We start from the raw sequence: 16,502 nt of genomic DNA on the forward strand, positions 1-16,502 counted from the left end.
CATGCGCTACATCCCAGCCGTGGTGATTGGCGCCGGACCCACCGGTGCTAGCGCGGCGATCATGCTCGGCCAGCACAACATTCAGACACTGGTGCTCGAACGCTGGCCGGAGGTTTACCCCCTCCCTCGCGCCGTCCACTTCGACGACGAGGTCTTTCGGATCTTCGCCGCGATGGACCTCGAAGGTGAAGTAAGTGCGATCTCCCGGCCGGCGCCTGGTATGCGACTCACGGACGCCCAGCACCGTGTTCTTGCCAATCTTCGCCGCGAGCGCGAGATTCATGGCTACCCCCAAGCGAACATGTTCGATCAACCCGATCTCGAACGCGTTCTCCGCAATGCGCTCGACAAATACCCCTCGGTCGAGTTTCGCGGGGGCGTTGAGGTTTTCGCGGTCGAACAGGCACCCGGCATCGGTGGGGTCATGCGCGTTCGGTACCGCGAAGGCGACACCGAACATGAAGTCTGGACCGACGCAGTACTCGGCTGCGATGGCGCAAACAGCATGACTCGCGGTGTGGTCGGCGCCAAAATGGAGGACTTCCGCTTTCAGCAGCAGTGGCTGGTCGTCGACATTGCGACCACGGAACCGCTCGATGTCTACGACGGCGTCCAGCAGGTATGCGACAGCAACCGCGCGGCGACTTTCATGCCGATAACACCCCAGCGCTACCGCTGGGAGTTCCGGCTCAAGGCCGGCGAGCGGCCCGGGGATTTCACCCACCATCGGGTGCTGGAACTAACCCGGCCTTGGCTCGAAAACGTCGACTTGGAGAAGGTCACCTTCCTGCGCCAGGCCTGCTACACATTTCGCGGTGTCGTCGCCGACAAATGGCAGCGAGGCAGGGTGTTCCTTCTCGGCGACGCGGCACATCAGACCCCGCCCTTCATCGGCCAGGGCCTGTGCGCCGGGATTCGTGACGCCGCGAACCTCGTCTGGAAGCTCGCCCTCGTACTGGACGGCATGGCCGACGACCGGATTCTTGACACGTACGAGGCGGAACGGCGACCCTACGCTCGCCGTGTTGTAAAACTGGCGATCGTCGTCGGCGCCGCGATGACCGGCGGTCCGGCACAATTCAACTCGGTACGCAACGGCGCGATCCGCGCGGTCACCCGACTTACCGGCAGCGAGGACGAGTTCGTCACCGCGCTGTGGCCCACCTTCAGTGAGGGCCCACTCGTTCACCAGGGCGGCCGAGGCAAACGAACCGGCGACGTCTTCGCTCAGCCACTCATCGGAGGTCAGCGCCTTGATGCACTAATCGGACTGAATTGGGCGATCATCTACCGCGGCGCGGACCGCACAGCCGCCTTCGACGCCGAAACCCGCAGATTCTTCGAATCACTGGGACTGTCAGTTGTTCGGGTCGGGGCTGCCGACACCGAAGCACACGCGCTGCTCGACTTCTACCACGCGGATGCCGTGCTGATTCGCCCGGACCGCATCGTAGCGGCTGCCGCCGACTCCCCCGACCTGCGTACGTGGCAGCGGCGACTCGCCGCGGCCGGCATCAACCCGACGACCGTCAAGGAACTCCGATGACGACTCAAGCATTGCCCGTGGCCCACGCGTCAACCGCCGCACTGTTTCTCGAGCAGTGCCACCGTTCGGCCGACCGTGAGGCATTTCGCACTCCCGCAGACGACGGCAAGTGGCGTTCGCTCACATGGGCCGATACCGAATTGCAGACGCGCGAACTTGCCGCAGGACTCCTCGCTCTCGGCGTTCAGCGCGAGCAGCGAGTCGCGATCGCTGCGACGACCCGGCTCGAATGGGTGCTGGCCGATGTGGCGGTGGCGCTCGCAGGCGCCGCAACTACCACCGTCTACCCGAGCACCAACCCCGACGATGTCGAGTACATCCTCAGTGACTGCGGAGCCGTCGTAGTATTCGCTGAGGACGAGACACAGCTAGCGAAGTTGCGCAGCGGCCGCAGGTACGTCGGCGCCGTCACGCACGTCGTGCTGTTCGACGGCGCCGGCGATGGTGACACGGTGCTGTCGCTCAGCCAACTCGCTGAACTTGGCCGCGATCACCTCCGCCAGCACCCGGACGCCGTCGACCAGGCAGTCGCCGGGATCACGCCCGACAGCCTCGCGACAATTGTGTACACCTCCGGCACCACCGGACGTCCCAAAGGTGTCGAACTCACGCACGGCAACTGGCTCTACCTCGGCGCGGCGGTCGCCTCGGAGAACGTCATCCAGCACGATCACGTGCAGTTCCTGTGGCTGCCGCTGTCCCACGTGTTCGGCAAACTGCTGCTCGCCGCGCAGTATGAGGTCGGTTTTATCACCGCCATCGACGGCCGAATCGACCGCATCGTTGACAACATAGGACTTATCCAGCCGTCCTTCATGGCCGCTGCACCGCGCGTCTTCGAGAAGATATACAGCCGGGTTGTCTCCACCACCGAGGCCGAGGGCGGACTCAAGGCCAAAATCTTCACGTGGGCGTTCGGCGTCGGCATCGACGCGGTGCGTCGCAAGGCTGCGGGCACAGTCGTCCCGCCGTGGCGGGCCGCGCAACTCGCGCTCGCGGATCGCTTGGTGTTCAGCAAGATTCGCGCACGCTTCGGCGGCAATCTCGAATACCTCGTTTCTGGGAGCGCCGCTCTTCCGCCGCGGATCGCCGAGTGGTTCGCGGCCGCGGGTCTGCCGATTCTGGAAGGTTATGGACTCACCGAAACCACAGGCGCTTCTTTCGTCAACCGGCCCGGCAACGTCAAAATCGGCACTGTCGGGCAACCATTCCCGGGTACTGAAGTACGCATCGCCGATGATGGCGAGATCCTGATGCGCGGCCCGGGTACCATGCGCGGCTACCACAATCTCCCCGACAAGACCGCCGAGGTGATCGACAGCGACGGTTGGTTCGCCACCGGTGACATCGGCGAACTCGATGACGAGAACTTCCTCAAGATCACCGACCGCAAGAAGGACCTGTTCAAAACCAGCGGCGGCAAGTACATCGCGCCAACGGCGATCGAATCTGCGATTAAGGCCGAATGCCCGATCATCTCGAACGCAATAGTCGTCGCCGACGGCCGCAACTTCGCAAGTGTGCTGCTCACCCTCGACCCCGACGCCATCGGCCAGACCGCGGACGCCGAGGCAGCGATCACCGACGCACTCGAGAAGGTCAACGCGGGACTGAACAGGTGGGAGACAGTCAAGCAATACCGCGTCCTCCCCCACGAACTCACTGTCGAAAGCGGTGAACTGACGCCGAGTCTGAAGGTGAAGCGTCCCGTGGTCATGCGGAACTACGCGTCGCTCATCGACGACATCTACTCGGGAATGCGCACATGACGACCAGACAGAGCGCCGCGGCTAACCTTGTCCGCCGGGCGGGGTTGGCGATCGTTCGCCGCCACAACCAGCATGAACTGCACGTCGACTCGCCACTGCCATCCGCACCGGCACTGCTGGTGAGTAACCACGGGCACGGGGGAATCACCGACCTCAACGTCTACGCCCTCGCCGCCACACTCGACGAGCTAGGTGTCAGAGACAACGTCATCTTCCTCACCCACCAGATTGCCTGGACACTGGGTTTCGGCACGCTCGCCGAGCAACTCGGATGCCGACCGGCCAGCAAAGAGTCCGCGGACGAAGGCTTCGCTGCCGGACACTATGTCGCCGTCTTTCCCGGCGGTGACGTCGAGGCGGCCAAACCGTACCAGGAGCGCCATCGCATCAAGTTCGGTGGACGAAGCGGCTACGCGCGACTCGCGATGGAACACGGGGTCCCGGTCGTACCTGTGGTCACGGCCGGTGCGGGCAACTCCTTGTTCGTGCTATCCGACGGGCAGAGAATGGCGAAGGCACTCTGCCTCCCCCGCCTCCTTCGCGTGAAAACGCTGCCGGTGACGCTGTCGATTCCCTGGGGCTTGTCGATCGGAATCACCGCGATCCTCCCGTATTTGCCACTGCCCGTGAAGATCACCACAGCGGTGCTTCCGGCGATGTACCCGGAAGAGGGTGAAACGCCTGAAGACTTTTCCGCACGAGTGGAACAGGCCATGCAGGCGCGCCTCGATGGGCTGGTCCGATGATGACTCTTAGTGCCCCTTCGGTCGACATCGACCTGTACAGCACCGCCACGCTGAAGAATCCGCAGCCGGTCTACCGGCAGATCCGCGACACCGGCCCACTCGTGTGGCTGCCCCGGCATCGAATGTGGGCGATGGGCCGGTTCGACGATGTGCGCGAAGCGTTGCGCGACGATACGACCTTCCTCAGTAAACAAGGTGTCGCGGCCAACCCGATTGCCAACGCGCTGGGGCGATACACCACACTCTCCAGTGACAATTCAACCCATCTGACGCGCCGCATGATCCTGATGCGGTCGCTGACATCGCGGGCCCTGTCACCGTCCGCGGAGGTGTTCGAGGCTGAAGCCGCGGAGACGATCGAACGGCTACTCCGGCAGGACTCATTCGACGGCGTCGCCGACTTTTCCGCCAGGCTCCCTGTACAGGCGGTCGCGGAACTTGTCGGCGTCAAGGTCACTCCCCACCATATGCTGCGATGGGCCGGGGCGACCTTTGACGGGCTCGGTCCGGCTAACCTGCGGTCGCTTTCGACTTTTCGTCGCTCGCTCGCCCTGTACCTGTACACGCTCCGCCTGAACCGGGCGGCCGTGAAGCCTGGCAGCTGGGCGTCCACGGTCTTCGACGCAGCCGATCGCGGTGAAGTCTCCACGATCGAAGCCAAGAACATGATCATCGACTTCGTGGCCCCTAGCCTTGACACCACGATTCTTGCTACAGCACAGCTGCTATGGAGTTTGGGAACAGTGCCCGGTGTCTGGCGGCAGTTGCGCGACGATCCCAGCCTCGTCCCAACAGCGGTCGTGGAAGCCGTTCGACTGGCGTCTCCTATTCGCGGGTTCACCCGAATGGTCGCGCAAGACACCGAACTTCACGGCATTCGGCTCGGCCGGGGACAGCGAGTGGTCCTGCTCTACGCCTCAGGCAACATGGACGAACGCCACTTCGACCAGCCCGAGAAATTCACGTTGAACCGGCGCGGAAGCAACCTGGGCTGGGGTCACGGCATCCACACCTGCGTCGGCATGCAACTGTCGAAACTCGAAATGCAGACCCTCCTGTACGCCATGATCCCGCGGGTCGACACGATCACCGTCAGCGACCCCGTACCTGTACTGAACAACACCCTCCAGGGCTTCGCCTCGTTCACCGCCCGATTCAACTAATACTCAAGGAATTCGATGGCACACGTCATCACGCAGGCCTGCTGCAACGACGCCAGTTGTCTGTCCGTCTGCCCCGTCAACTGCATTCATCCCAGCCCCGACGAACCCGGATTCCCGACCGCCGAGATGCTCTACATCGATCCGGCCAACTGTATCGACTGCGGCGCGTGCGTCGACGAATGTCCCGTCTCGGCGATCAAACCCGACGACAAACTCGACGAGACCAATCGCCACTTCCTCGACCTTAATGCCGCCTACTACACCGACCACCGGCCGATTCGGCGTAAACCGGTTGCGCTGCCACTGCCACGGCCGCGCCGGCCCGCGCACATTGCCGTCATCGGCAGCGGCCCGTCGGCGTTCTATGCCGCCGAGGAACTGCTTTCACAGCCTGGAGTGTCGGTCGACATGTTCGAGAGACTTCCCACCCCGTATGGACTGGTGCGAGCCGGGGTCGCGCCCGATCACCAGTCCACGAAAGGTGTCACGCGGATGTTCGCCGCCACCGCTGCTCGGCGGTCGTTTCGCTACTTCCTCAACGTCGAAGTCGGGCGTGACATCACTCTCGACGAGTTGACCGCGCGCTACGACGCCGTGCTGCACGCCAGCGGCGCCGCCCACGATCGACGTCTCGGTATCGGCGGCGAGGATTTGCCCGGCTCTGTCTCCGCGACCCGATTGGTCGCCTGGTACAACGGCCACCCCGACTTCGCCAGCGAGCAGTTCGATCTCTCCGGTGAGACGGCGGTTATCGTCGGAAATGGCAACGTTGCCCTCGACGTGGCCCGGATTCTCGTCAGTGATCCGAAGTCCCTGGCGCCCACCGATATTGCTGATCACGCCCTCGCGGCGCTGCGACGTTCGAAAGTGCGCGAGGTGGTGGTACTGGGTCGGCGAGGGATTGCTGAGGCCGCCCACACCATCGGCGAGTTCGCTGCGCTGGGCAACCTCCGGGGAGTCGACATCGTCATCGATCCCGATGACCTCAAGCTCACCGAATCAACGGCGACGGCCCTCGCTGAGGGCACGCTCGACTCGATGCTCGCCGCGAAGATCCGTATCGCCCAGGCGTATTCCAGCCGTCCGATCACGCCAGGCAACCGGCGCATCCTGATGCGCTACCTCGTCGCCCCCGAAGCGATCATTGGCGAAAGCACCGCAGCTGGGATTTCGTGCGTCCACAACGTCTACGCTGACGGTGCGAAGGTCGCGGCGACTGCCCGGCGAAGCACCATCGACACCGGTCTCGTCATCCGCGCCGCCGGCTATCGCGGCGGCCCTATCCCGGGTTTACCCTTCGACTCAGGACGTTGCGTTGTGCCAAATGACGAAGGCCGAGTATCGCAGACCCAAGGACATTACGTTGCGGGGTGGATCAAACGAGGCCCCACCGGCGGTATCGGGATGAACCGAGTCTGCGGCCGGGAAACCGCCCGCACAATCCTCGCCGACCTCGCTTCCGGTCAACTTCGCTCGCCCGAGATCCCGTGCGGCGACGTCATAGATCTCCTGAAAGCCCGCGGTGCTCACCCCATCGACGCAGACGGATGGTCGCGCATCGACCAGCACGAACGATCAGCGGGGCACCGAGCCGGGCGCCCTCGGGTAAAAATCGTCGATACCGCAGAGTTGGAGGCGGCGGCGCATCACCCGGTGCACGGGTAGCGGAGCAGGCCGCGGCTATTCGGAGCGTGGAAAAGGGCATTGCCGCAAGCTCACTCGGGCGGGTTCGATTGAGCCGAGCATCGAACGATCGCCGTCAGGTCATTGCCTGTTCGATGATCTGGACCGCTTGTGTAACACCGTGCTCCGAGTTGGCTGTCTGGGCGAACTGGGCTGCTTTCGCAGCGATCGTGCTGCTGGTTACCGCGTGGGTAATCGCGCGGGCCAGTCCCTCGGCGGTTATGTCTGCCTGAGACACTGGGGGCGGGCTAACGCCGATGCGGTGCATCTGTCGCGCCCAGAACGGCTGGTCTCCAGTGAATGGACAGATCACTTGCGGGATGCCCGCCCTGAGCGCCGCACCAGTCGTTCCCCCGCCACCGTGGTGGACGATGACGCGCGTCAAGGGGAAGAGCCAATCGTGCGGTATCTCCCCGGCGACGAAGACGTCACCAGAGAACGCCTCTTCCCTGAGTCCTCCTTCGCCGGTTACGACGATCGCGCGCATCCCCGTTATGGCCAGTGCTTTTGAGACCGTCGCGGCGGTCTGCGCCGGGTCCTTTCCGGTCATGGATCCAAAACCAATGTAGACGGGCCTTTCGCCGTTGCTGAGAAACGCGGCGAGTGCTGGGGCGGGCTGCCAGTCCCCGGGTGCGGGAAGGTACCAGAACCCGGTTGTATGCACGGTGTCTGGGTACGCGGGATCGGCAGGAAGCACGCCGTTGCTGAAAGCTTGGAGGGTGGTCGTGGCGGCGCCGTCTGGCCGCACGAACGGGTTGTGCATTCGCCGCCGGTATCGGGGCAACCCAAGCCGCCCGGCGCGCCAGGCGCCAATCTTCGGAAACATCGCCCGCACCAGGAACTGGGACGACGAGTAGGTCATGCGGTTAAAGGCGGGGGGTAGCGACTGCGGCCCGAGCGGTGAAGGAAACGCAGAAGTCGGGATCCACACGGGTTGAAGCGCCACCGGGAACGTAGGGACGTCCAGGTATTCACCCAAGTGCTGTCCAGGAACAAGAGTGTGATGAACGACAGCGTCGTACATGCCCTCGTCGGCGACATCCGCGATTTCACGAAGAACGGTGGCCATGTAGGCGCGGGTTCTGCGAATCACTGTGCCCGCCAGCTTCTTTCCCTTGACCCCGGCATAGTTCGACTCGAGGGCGTGCCGGATCTCCGGGTCATCAGTCAGCCGGTTCCACCGGTCGTCAAGCCCCGCGTAGTTCAGTCCGTGCTGCTCCGCATGCCCCGAATAGCAGCGTGGCCCAGCGACAACAGGTTCATGTCCAGCATTGTGTAACGCGTAACCAAGCGCGAGGTAGGGCTGCACATCACCCCGAGTGCCGTGGGTCCAGATGAGAATCCGCATTGCGCCATACTAGATACCTAGCCGGGTCGTCTTTTCACGCAGAACTGCTCAGCTGATGCGCACCGACTTTGCAGCCGACAGCACAAATAATCCACGGCTCGGCCGACTATCGCTCACCGCCTCCAACTGCCATTCGTGTCATGGTTTGGTAGCGGATGGCCATCTCGTGGGGGGTCAGTTCGCCGTCGGGCCGGTACCACTGGGAGACTCCGGTGCACATGGTGACCACGGCGCGGCTGATCTCGCGCGGGTACGGTGTCGAGAAGGCGCTGGTCTCCACGCCCTTCTGGATGATGCCGTCCATGAGGCGCTGTTGGCGGTCACGGGCAGCGATGTGCGCGTCGCGTGCAGCGGACTCCAGGCTGCGGATCTCGCTGGACGCGAGGAAAGCCAGTTCTCGGCGGTTGGCGTGGAAGAGTACTAAGCATTCAACGAGAAGGTCAAGACGCTGCGCGAGGTCGTCACCGGCCTCCTCGAGCGCGGCAACACTGCGAGCCCAGAGGTCGCGCATGGCCTCTTGCACGATCGCAACGAGCAGGGCCTGCTTTGACGGGTAGTGATGGTATAGGCCCGGAACCGATAAGCCAGCGCTCGCTGCGATCTGGCGAATGGTTGTCCCGTGATACCCCTGCTCCACAAAGCAGCCGAGCGCTGCCTCAAGTATCTGGGGCAGCGCTTCGTGGGAGAAGTCGCGCCAGTCGGCGTGCAGTTCTGTTGGTGTCTCAGTGGCGATGGTTCGGTCCTTTTCAATCGCCTGGCAGCAGCGCTACCTGTGGCCCGGCGGCCTTGACAGTATCACGCCGCCCGGGCCATAGTAGGCACCGAGCGATCGATCGGTCGGCACGCTCGCCGTGTGCTGTGAGGAGAGAAGGAATTCGCGTGAATCACACCAGCGTGAACAGGTTCGAGGGCCGGACAGCGATCGTTACCGGAGGCAGCCGGGGAATCGGCCTTGGCATTGCGCAGCGTTTGGTGCGAGAGGGTGCACGCGTCTGTATCACGGCACGCAACGAAGACCAGCTCGCTGAAGCGAAAGCAACCATGCCGGAGGGGAGCGTCATCACGGTCGCTGGCAAGGCCGATGATGATGCGCACCGGCAGGAAACGATCAGGCGTGTCATCGACGAGTTCGGGCGGCTCGACATCCTTGTTCTCAACGCGGGCATCAATCCGGCGTATGGGCCAATGCTCGAACTCGACGCGGCCGTCGCGCGAAAGATCCTCGAGGTCAACGTGATCGCACCGCTTACCTGGACCCAAGACGCCATGAAGCTGGCCGCTACCGGCTTTACAGATGGGGGTTGTATCGTCACGATCTCCTCGGTCACCGGCGAGACCCCGGCCCCTGGCATCGGGATGTACGGGGTGAGCAAGGCCGCGCTCACGCAGTTGACGCGCACGCTCGCCGCGGAGATGGGGCCGAACGTGCGCGTCAACGCGGTGTCACCGGCGGTGGTGAAAACGAAGTTCGCCAAAGCGCTCTACGAGGGCAAGGAAGCCGAAACGGCAGCGATGTACCCGTTGAAGCGTCTCGGCGATCCTGCCGATATCGCGGCCGCGGTCGCCTACCTCGCCTCCGATGACGGAGCGTGGGTCACTGGCGAGGTGCTCACCGTCGATGGCGGTCTGCGAACCGTCGGCGGAACCGCGTGACCACACCAACCGTAAGGAAACCCACCATGGACCACCACAGCCTCCCGCCCGAGATTGAGGACCTGCGTCAGCGCACCCGGGAATTCGTCCGCGACACGGTAATGCAGCATGAACCCGCGCCCGGGGACTACCTGACGCACGCCACGAGGGAGAAGCTTCAGGCCGCCGCCAAAGAAGCGGGGGTGTTCGCGCCGCACGTGCCCCGCGAGTATGGCGGGCAGGGCGTGCCGATCGAGTACTGGTCGCCGATCTTCCAGGAAGCCGGCTACTCGCCGATCGGCCCTAGCGTGCTCAACTGCATGGCACCCGATGAAGGCAACATGCACATGCTGAACCTCATCGCGACCGGCGAGCAGAAGCGCCGCTACCTCACCCCACTCGCCACCGGTGAGGTGCGTTCCTGTTTCGGGATGACCGAACCGCATCCCGGCGCGGGCTCGGACCCGTCCGCACTGCAGACCACCGCTACCCGCCGTGGTGAGCGGTGGATCATCAACGGGCACAAGCGGTTTATCAGCGGCGCGATCGGCGCGGGCTTCTGCATCGTCATGGCCACCACCGCCGCCGGTGAGGACGCACCTGGGGGTGCGACGATGTTCCTCGTCGACATGGACAACCCCGGCGTCCGCGTCGGCGAACCGATCCACACCGTGGACCGCTACATCACCGGCGGGCACCCACACGTCTACTTCGAGAACTGTGAGGTCGGCGCCGACGCCGTGCTCGGCAAGGCGGGTGAGGGGTTCCGGTACGCACAGGTGCGCCTCGGTCCCGCCCGGCTCACACATTGCATGCGCTGGCTCGGTCTCGCACGCCGATCACTGGACATCGCGCTTGACCGCGCGGAACAGCGCGAGGTATTCGGGTCCGCCCTGAAAGATCTCGGCCTGACACAAAACCTCATCGCCGAGTCCGTCATCGACATCGAAACCTCCGACGCAATCATCACAAAAACCGCGCGACTGCTCGAAAACGATCCCAAACAGGGTTCAGCCCTGTCGTCGGTTGCGAAAGTCCATTGCTCCGAAGCGATTTACCGCGTGATCGACCGGGCGGTGCAGATCTGCGGCGGTGACGGTGTGTCCGACGGACTGCCGCTGGCCCAGTATCTCAACGAGGTCCGCCCGTTCCGCATCTACGACGGCACCAACGAAACCCACAAGTGGGCCATCGCGCGCAGAGCGTCCGCAGCCCGCCGCAAAGCCGTCGAGTCCGGTGCGCCACGCCAAGACACCCCCGTGATCCGGGAGGCACACCTGTGATGTTCACCGAACCCGACAACACCGAAGTCGTCGCGACCGCAGGCGCCGCCGCCGGCCTGCCCAGCGCACCGCTGCTCATTCTCGACCGCATCACCAAATACCTTGACGCCCACGGCATCGGCGAGGGACCACTTGCGTGGCAACGCATCGGCGACGGCCAATCAAACATCACCTACCGGTTGCGCCGCGGTGATCAGGACATCGTGCTGCGCCGCGGCCCCCGCCCGCCGCTGCCCCGCTCCACACACGACATGGTTCGCGAGGCCCGCATCCAGCAGCTGCTGCGTCCCGAAGGGTTCCCCGTCCCCCGCATCCTCACCGTATGCTCCGACGAAACGGTGCTCGGCGTGCCGTTCTATGTCATGGAAGCACTCGACGGCGCCGTCTTGACAGACACCATCCCCGAAGCCCTCAGCACCCCCCAGGACCGCGCGCGCACCAGCGAAGCGCTAGTCGACACATTGGTGCACCTGCACAGCATCGACGTCACCCGGCCTGACTTCGCCGCGTTCGGCCGCCCGGACGGTTACCTCGAACGGCAGGTCACACGCTTCAGCGGACTATGGGACGTCAACACCACGCGCACCATCCCCGGCGTCGCCGAACTCGGCACCTGGCTGCGTGACAACATCCCCACCAGCCAGGCAGCCGCCATAGTCCACGGCGACTACCGCCTCGGCAACCTCATGTACCACCCGCAGTCACCCGCCCGCGTGCTCGCCGTGCTCGATTGGGAAATGGCCGCCCTCGGCGATCCCCTCGCTGACCTCGGGTACCTCACAGCCACCTACACCGACACCAACTCAACCCCCACACCCCTGGAACTCAGCCCCGTCACCGGCCAGCCCGGCTACCCATCGAGCAACGCCATCGCCCAGCGCTACGCCACCCAAACCGGGCTCGACATCACCCCCCTGCCCTGGTACCAAACCCTCGCCCTATGGAAAGCCGCCATCTTCTGCGAAGCCATCTACACACGCTGGCTCAAAGGCGAACGCCCCCACGACACCACCTTCGGCCCCTCACTCAAAACAGGGGTACCCCAACTACTCGAACTCGCGGCCGAATACAGCGCCGGGACGCGGTGAAGTAGTCAGCGCCTCGGTCCAAGCTGGTTGCTGTTCTGCTGCTTCTTGGCACGTCGCACTTCGCTGTGATAAGCGATTATGAACGCGGGAGCGGTGAAAATGGTCCACGCCCAGACTGGGAAGGAGTCTTCCAGCCTGAAGCCGACGACCAATACTGCAAGCATCGCGGCCGTGACTGTTGCAGCGAGCAGACCAGCGCTGATGCCACGGATACCAATCGCCATCCGCATCTTCATGTGCCGATAGTCCCCCGGTGAAGTATTTTCCCCTTACACGGGCGGCCCGGGCCGGGGACTCCTGTGACATACTTCCACGGGTGGTACTCGTGCGCATTGCTTGGCTGCTGCTCACCGCAATTACCGCCTACGCTGCCCTGAAAGTGGCGCGGTCGCCGTTAGTTCACTTCAGCGGTGAATGCCAGAAACTCTATGCCGCGGACCCGTGCGAATCGCTCATGTACGACCACCACGGCGCTTGGCTCATCGCCGCACTGGCCATGCCCGTGGCACTGTGCCTTGCACCCGTGGTCCGTCCCCACCTCCGCATTGCATGGATTGCAGCGTTGGGCCAGATTGGGTTGTCGGTCTTTAGCCTGGCAGTCTGGTCGGGTGTAATACCCCTGCCGGACGTGTGGCAGCATTCCGCGTCGCTCGTCGCCATGCTCGGCGCATTCACCCTCGCGATGGCGCACTGGATCGTGGCCGAGTTTCGCCGACCCGGCGCGGCCGAGGAGGGTGACGCAGAGCTGGAAGCCGTTTAGGTGCTGCGAGCCCGGGAGCTTTAGGCTCTGTCAGCAGCGTCGAAGACGTGCTGACAGATGAGTTCGACGCTGCTTTCCACGCTGGTGGTGCTGGTGTCGATCACCAGATGATCGCGATCCCAGGTTTCGTAACTCCGATCAAGCACCTGCTGCCAGGTAGGCAGCACGAGACCCGGGATATCCGATGACCGGTGTTCCACGCGGCGCTTGTGCTCGTCGCGATCCGAGCAGATGAGTTCCACCTCTACAATCCAGCAGGACTGCTCGTCCGCGACCCGCCGCCAGGCAGCACGGGTGACCTCAAGCGGGTTGACACATTCCGCGACAGCCGAAAGCCCAACGCGCAGTTGGTCAGCTGCTAGCGCATAGCCGGTGAGATAGCCGACTGCCTGCGGCGCTTTTCGTAACTCGCCGGAGCCGACGAGCGACTGCTCGATGGTGTCGATCCGCACATATGCCGACCGGAGCCGTCGCGCAAGTGGAACAGCTATCGACGACTTGCCAGTGCCCGGCAGACCGCCCACCACGATTAGGCCAGGGGTTTGCTTCTCGATGCCCTGGGTTGGTCCGTGCTGGGAGTGCTCCATTGGCTACACATCCTGCCGTAAGCGACGTGCTCAGCGAGCACGGCCGCACTAGGCAGTGTCAGGGGTGAACGGGATAGTGGCCGGTGATTGCCACACGGTTCCACGCGTTCATGACAGTGGCAAGCCAGCTTACTGCGGACGTTTGCAGCTCGGTTAGCGTGCCGTCGTCCCAAGTGCGACGTTCCGGGACAGCCAGTTTGGTGACTTGTTCGGCTAGCGCGAGGGCGGCACGCTCAGTTGCTGTGAAGTACTGAGACTCCCACCAGGCGGATAGGACGGCAAGGCGGTCTGTGCTTTCGCCCTTCTCGAGCGCATCGCGGGTATGCATGCGCAGACAGAAGGCGCAACCATTGAGCTGGGAGACCCGGATTCGCACAAGCTCCGCGAGGAGGGGGCTCAGCCCGGACTGCTCGATCGCAATGTTTGCTTCATCGCTAAGCGCGGTGAGCGCTTTATAGGCGGAAGGGTGTTGTTTCGCGAGATTTACGGAGGTCATCACATTCCTTCGGGTTCGGCAGGATTTCAGTGGCGCGTGTGCCCAACAGTAATGGGAGATAGCAGGTTTCGGCGAAGCCGGGTTGGGCAGCTTGACATACGAAATTGACCGCGGCTTCCGTGCGGGCTGCCGTAAATTTCCTCGACTACTTCGAATTTCCTCAAGATACCGGTCTTTTCCCTAGGATGTTTCCTGCGGAAATGTGCACTATCCCAAGGCAATTCGAGCGACGGGGTCGTGGAGACGCGGGTTGTCGACGGGACACAGCCGAGCCGAGGGACTCAGCCCGCCCGCTCATCGCGGGAGACCTGGCCCTATTCCAGAGAAGTGGCGGCGCAGGTGTTCGGCGGTGTGAGTGTTGCCGTCGGCGGCCATCGGGTCAGGGGGGTCCTCGAAGATGACCTGGCCGCCATCGTGTCCGGCCTCCGGGCCGAGGTCGATAATCCAGTCGGCGGCAGCAATGATGTTGAGGTTGTGCTCGATCACGACGAGCGTCGATCCGGCGTCGATGAGCCGGGACAGCATGCGCCTGATCGCGGGCTGGGCAACGCAGTCCGGCGCGTCGGTGACGCTCATCTCGAACACGTCTGCGAAGTTCTTGCCGGCGACATGATCTTCTTGGGCTTGGCCGGTGAAGCGTCGCCCCTCGCAGACTTCGCAGCGGGTGATGACGCCTAGCGCCCAGATGCTCATAAGGCTTCGAAGTAGATGATGAATTTCGCGGCGCGGATACCTGACCAGCGGTTTCCTTCGAGTCCATTAAGAGTTTTTTGGATGACCCTGAGTGACCACCACGTTCGTGGTTACGCTGGTAGATGGTGCCCCCGGTGGGACTCGAACCCACACTGTGACGGTTTTAAGCCGTCTGCCTCTGCCGATTGGGCTACGGGGGCGTTCAGTATCGCTCGTCAGTCACCGTTTCCTGACGCAGCGAGACTGTAGGCGATTCCGTCGAGGATGTCATGTTCGCTCACCACAAGCTCGCCGATATCGGTGACGGCGGCGAGCTCTTCGGCGAGGACGCGGGTGATGATCGCTCCTCCCCCGATGACGTCGGCGCGGCCCGGGTGCATCGGCCCGAGTGACATGCGGCGGGCGCGTGTCATGTGCACGAGGTCATCGCACACCTCGAACAGTCTGGGGAACGGCACTCTTGAGAGGTGAATTTTCACGGAGTCGTATTCGGGCATCTCGTGCGCTAATGCTGACAGCGTCGTCATCGTGCCAGCTACGCCCACCCAGGTGTGTGCTGGCGCCAGAGGTACCGCGCTGAACGCGTCCCGGAGCACTTCGCGGGCTGTCTGGATGGCCGCGGTGATCTCGCTATCAGTGGGCGGGTCGCTGTGCAGGCAGCGTTCGGTGAGGCGCACGCACCCGATGTCAACTGATCGCGCTGCGATGACGCTGTCCGCTCCGTACACGACTTCGGTGGAGCCGCCACCCAGGTCGACGACAACGAAGGGGCCTTCCGCAGGGTCTAGGTCGGCAACCGCGCCGAGGAACGAGAGCTCGGCTTCTTCGTCGCCGGTGATCACTTCAGCCACCGAGCCGGCGATGACGGGGTCGAGGATTTCGCGCGTCATGTCGAAGAAGACGTCGCGGTTGCTCGCGTCGCGTGTCGCGGAGGTCGCGACCATGCGCAGCCGTGTCGCGCCCGACTCGGCGATGAGCGTCGCGTATTCCTGCAGGCCGCGCCGTGTGCGAGCGATCGCGTCAACATGGAATTCACCGGTCGCGTCGACACCTTGTCCGAGACGCACGACGATCATCCGCCGCTCAACATCAGTGAGCGTTTGCTTGCCGTCGGGCGTCTCTTCGACGTCCGCGATAAGGAGTCGCAACGAATTGGTGCCGCAGTCGATTGCGGCGACGCGTGTCACTGCTCGTTCCCCTCTTCGTTCGCTGCCACGCCGGGCCAATCACTCGGCAGTACGGACCCTACGAGTTCGGGTTCGTCTCGCGCGATCATCGCGACTGTTTCGTCTCCGATCGGGTTGACGCCTGGCCCGCGAGCCAGCGAGTGCGCGACAACCACGTGCAGGCATTTGACACGGTCCGGCATGCCACCGCCGGAGAAGTCGGTGCCGAGCGATTCGAGCGCGTCACGTTCCCGGAGGTACTCCTCGTGTGCGGCACGGTACGCGGCAGCAAGTTCGTGGTCCGCACCGAGACGCTCGGACATTTCTTTCATGACTCCCGCTGATTCGAGACGGCTGGCAGCCGCGGTCAGCGCGGGATGGGTCAGGTAATACAGCGTCGGGAACGGTGTGCCGTCGGGCAGCCGTGGCGCCGTCTTCACGACTCCGGGGGTGCCATCGGGGCACCGATACGCGATCGCCACCACACCGCGGGGGTGTCGGCCGAGTTGCTCCGCGACAGCCGCAAGATCGTCTTCGGACAC

The 16,502-nt window shown here is 63.8% G+C and carries 17 protein-coding genes and 1 tRNA gene; 9 read left to right on the forward strand and 9 right to left on the reverse strand.

Features of this window, described 5'->3' with window-relative positions:
- Position 1: 1 nt before the first annotated feature.
- The 5 genes from ONR57_RS01530 to ONR57_RS01550 are packed head-to-tail and all read left to right on the forward strand — an operon-like array spanning position 2 to position 6,889.
- Complete coding sequence (locus ONR57_RS01530) at positions 2-1,546, forward strand: bifunctional 3-(3-hydroxy-phenyl)propionate/3-hydroxycinnamic acid hydroxylase (RefSeq protein WP_265121092.1); 1,545 nt, start codon at positions 2-4, stop codon at positions 1,544-1,546.
- Complete coding sequence (locus ONR57_RS01535) at positions 1,543-3,315, forward strand: long-chain fatty acid--CoA ligase (protein WP_265121093.1); 1,773 nt, start codon at positions 1,543-1,545, stop codon at positions 3,313-3,315. Before ONR57_RS01530 ends, ONR57_RS01535 begins: the two co-directional genes overlap by 4 nt.
- Positions 3,312-4,061: a 1-acyl-sn-glycerol-3-phosphate acyltransferase gene (locus ONR57_RS01540; RefSeq protein WP_265121094.1), complete on the forward strand. Its 750-nt coding sequence runs from the start codon at positions 3,312-3,314 to the stop codon at positions 4,059-4,061. Before ONR57_RS01535 ends, ONR57_RS01540 begins: the two co-directional genes overlap by 4 nt.
- Positions 4,058-5,224, forward strand: coding sequence for a cytochrome P450 (locus ONR57_RS01545; protein ID WP_265121095.1), 1,167 nt, complete (start codon positions 4,058-4,060; stop codon positions 5,222-5,224). Before ONR57_RS01540 ends, ONR57_RS01545 begins: the two co-directional genes overlap by 4 nt.
- A 15-nt stretch (positions 5,225-5,239) precedes the next feature.
- Positions 5,240-6,889, forward strand: a complete 1,650-nt coding sequence (locus tag ONR57_RS01550; protein ID WP_265121096.1) for an FAD-dependent oxidoreductase — start codon at positions 5,240-5,242, stop codon at positions 6,887-6,889.
- A 94-nt stretch (positions 6,890-6,983) separates the two neighbouring features.
- On the opposite strand, the gene ONR57_RS01555 is transcribed toward ONR57_RS01550, so the two are convergent.
- Positions 6,984-8,255, reverse strand: a complete 1,272-nt coding sequence (locus tag ONR57_RS01555; RefSeq protein WP_265121097.1) for a glycosyltransferase — start codon at positions 8,253-8,255, stop codon at positions 6,984-6,986.
- A 106-nt stretch (positions 8,256-8,361) separates the two neighbouring features.
- Entirely contained in the window at positions 8,362-8,988 is a 627-nt protein-coding gene (locus tag ONR57_RS01560) for a TetR/AcrR family transcriptional regulator (RefSeq protein ID WP_265121721.1), read from the reverse strand.
- 146 nt (positions 8,989-9,134) lie between these two features.
- Here ONR57_RS01560 and ONR57_RS01565 point away from each other — a divergent pair, with 146 nt between their 5' ends.
- The 3 genes from ONR57_RS01565 to ONR57_RS01575 are packed head-to-tail and all read left to right on the forward strand — an operon-like array spanning position 9,135 to position 12,258.
- Entirely contained in the window at positions 9,135-9,908 is a 774-nt protein-coding gene (locus ONR57_RS01565; RefSeq protein WP_265121098.1) for an SDR family oxidoreductase, read from the forward strand.
- Between the two features lie 26 nt (positions 9,909-9,934).
- Positions 9,935-11,170 (forward strand): acyl-CoA dehydrogenase family protein, encoded by a 1,236-nt coding sequence (locus tag ONR57_RS01570; protein WP_265121099.1) that lies wholly within the window; start codon positions 9,935-9,937, stop codon positions 11,168-11,170.
- Complete coding sequence (locus tag ONR57_RS01575; RefSeq protein ID WP_265121100.1) at positions 11,170-12,258, forward strand: phosphotransferase family protein; 1,089 nt, start codon at positions 11,170-11,172, stop codon at positions 12,256-12,258. The genes ONR57_RS01570 and ONR57_RS01575 overlap by 1 nt, the downstream gene beginning before the upstream one ends.
- 5 nt (positions 12,259-12,263) lie before the next feature.
- Here the strand turns inward: ONR57_RS01575 and ONR57_RS01580 are convergent, their stop codons facing one another.
- Complete coding sequence (locus tag ONR57_RS01580; protein ID WP_265121101.1) at positions 12,264-12,494, reverse strand: hypothetical protein; 231 nt, start codon at positions 12,492-12,494, stop codon at positions 12,264-12,266.
- 89 nt (positions 12,495-12,583) lie between these two features.
- Between ONR57_RS01580 and ONR57_RS01585 the strand changes: the two genes are divergently transcribed.
- Entirely contained in the window at positions 12,584-13,018 is a 435-nt protein-coding gene (locus tag ONR57_RS01585) for a hypothetical protein (protein WP_265121102.1), read from the forward strand.
- A 20-nt stretch (positions 13,019-13,038) separates the two neighbouring features.
- On the opposite strand, the gene ONR57_RS01590 is transcribed toward ONR57_RS01585, so the two are convergent.
- From ONR57_RS01590 to ONR57_RS01615, 6 genes are all read right to left on the reverse strand, one after another.
- On the reverse strand, positions 13,039-13,605 hold the full coding sequence (locus ONR57_RS01590) for an AAA family ATPase (RefSeq protein ID WP_265121103.1): 567 nt from the start codon (positions 13,603-13,605) through the stop codon (positions 13,039-13,041).
- A 58-nt stretch (positions 13,606-13,663) separates the two neighbouring features.
- A complete protein-coding gene (locus ONR57_RS01595; RefSeq protein ID WP_265121104.1) occupies positions 13,664-14,101 on the reverse strand; it encodes a carboxymuconolactone decarboxylase family protein in 438 nt (145 codons plus the stop codon).
- A 294-nt stretch (positions 14,102-14,395) separates the two neighbouring features.
- Positions 14,396-14,794, reverse strand: coding sequence for a hypothetical protein (locus ONR57_RS01600; protein ID WP_265121105.1), 399 nt, complete (start codon positions 14,792-14,794; stop codon positions 14,396-14,398).
- 123 nt (positions 14,795-14,917) lie between these two features.
- Positions 14,918-14,994: transfer RNA gene (locus ONR57_RS01605), tRNA-Leu, on the reverse strand.
- A 15-nt stretch (positions 14,995-15,009) separates the two neighbouring features.
- Positions 15,010-15,981: a Ppx/GppA phosphatase family protein gene (locus ONR57_RS01610; RefSeq protein ID WP_265121106.1), complete on the reverse strand. Its 972-nt coding sequence runs from the start codon at positions 15,979-15,981 to the stop codon at positions 15,010-15,012.
- Positions 15,978-16,502, reverse strand: coding sequence for a DUF501 domain-containing protein (locus tag ONR57_RS01615; RefSeq protein ID WP_265121107.1), 525 nt, complete (start codon positions 16,500-16,502; stop codon positions 15,978-15,980). Before ONR57_RS01615 ends, ONR57_RS01610 begins: the two co-directional genes overlap by 4 nt.

Source organism: Hoyosella sp. YIM 151337 (assembly GCF_026041215.1).
Taxonomy (GTDB): Bacteria; Actinomycetota; Actinomycetes; order Mycobacteriales; family Mycobacteriaceae; genus Hoyosella.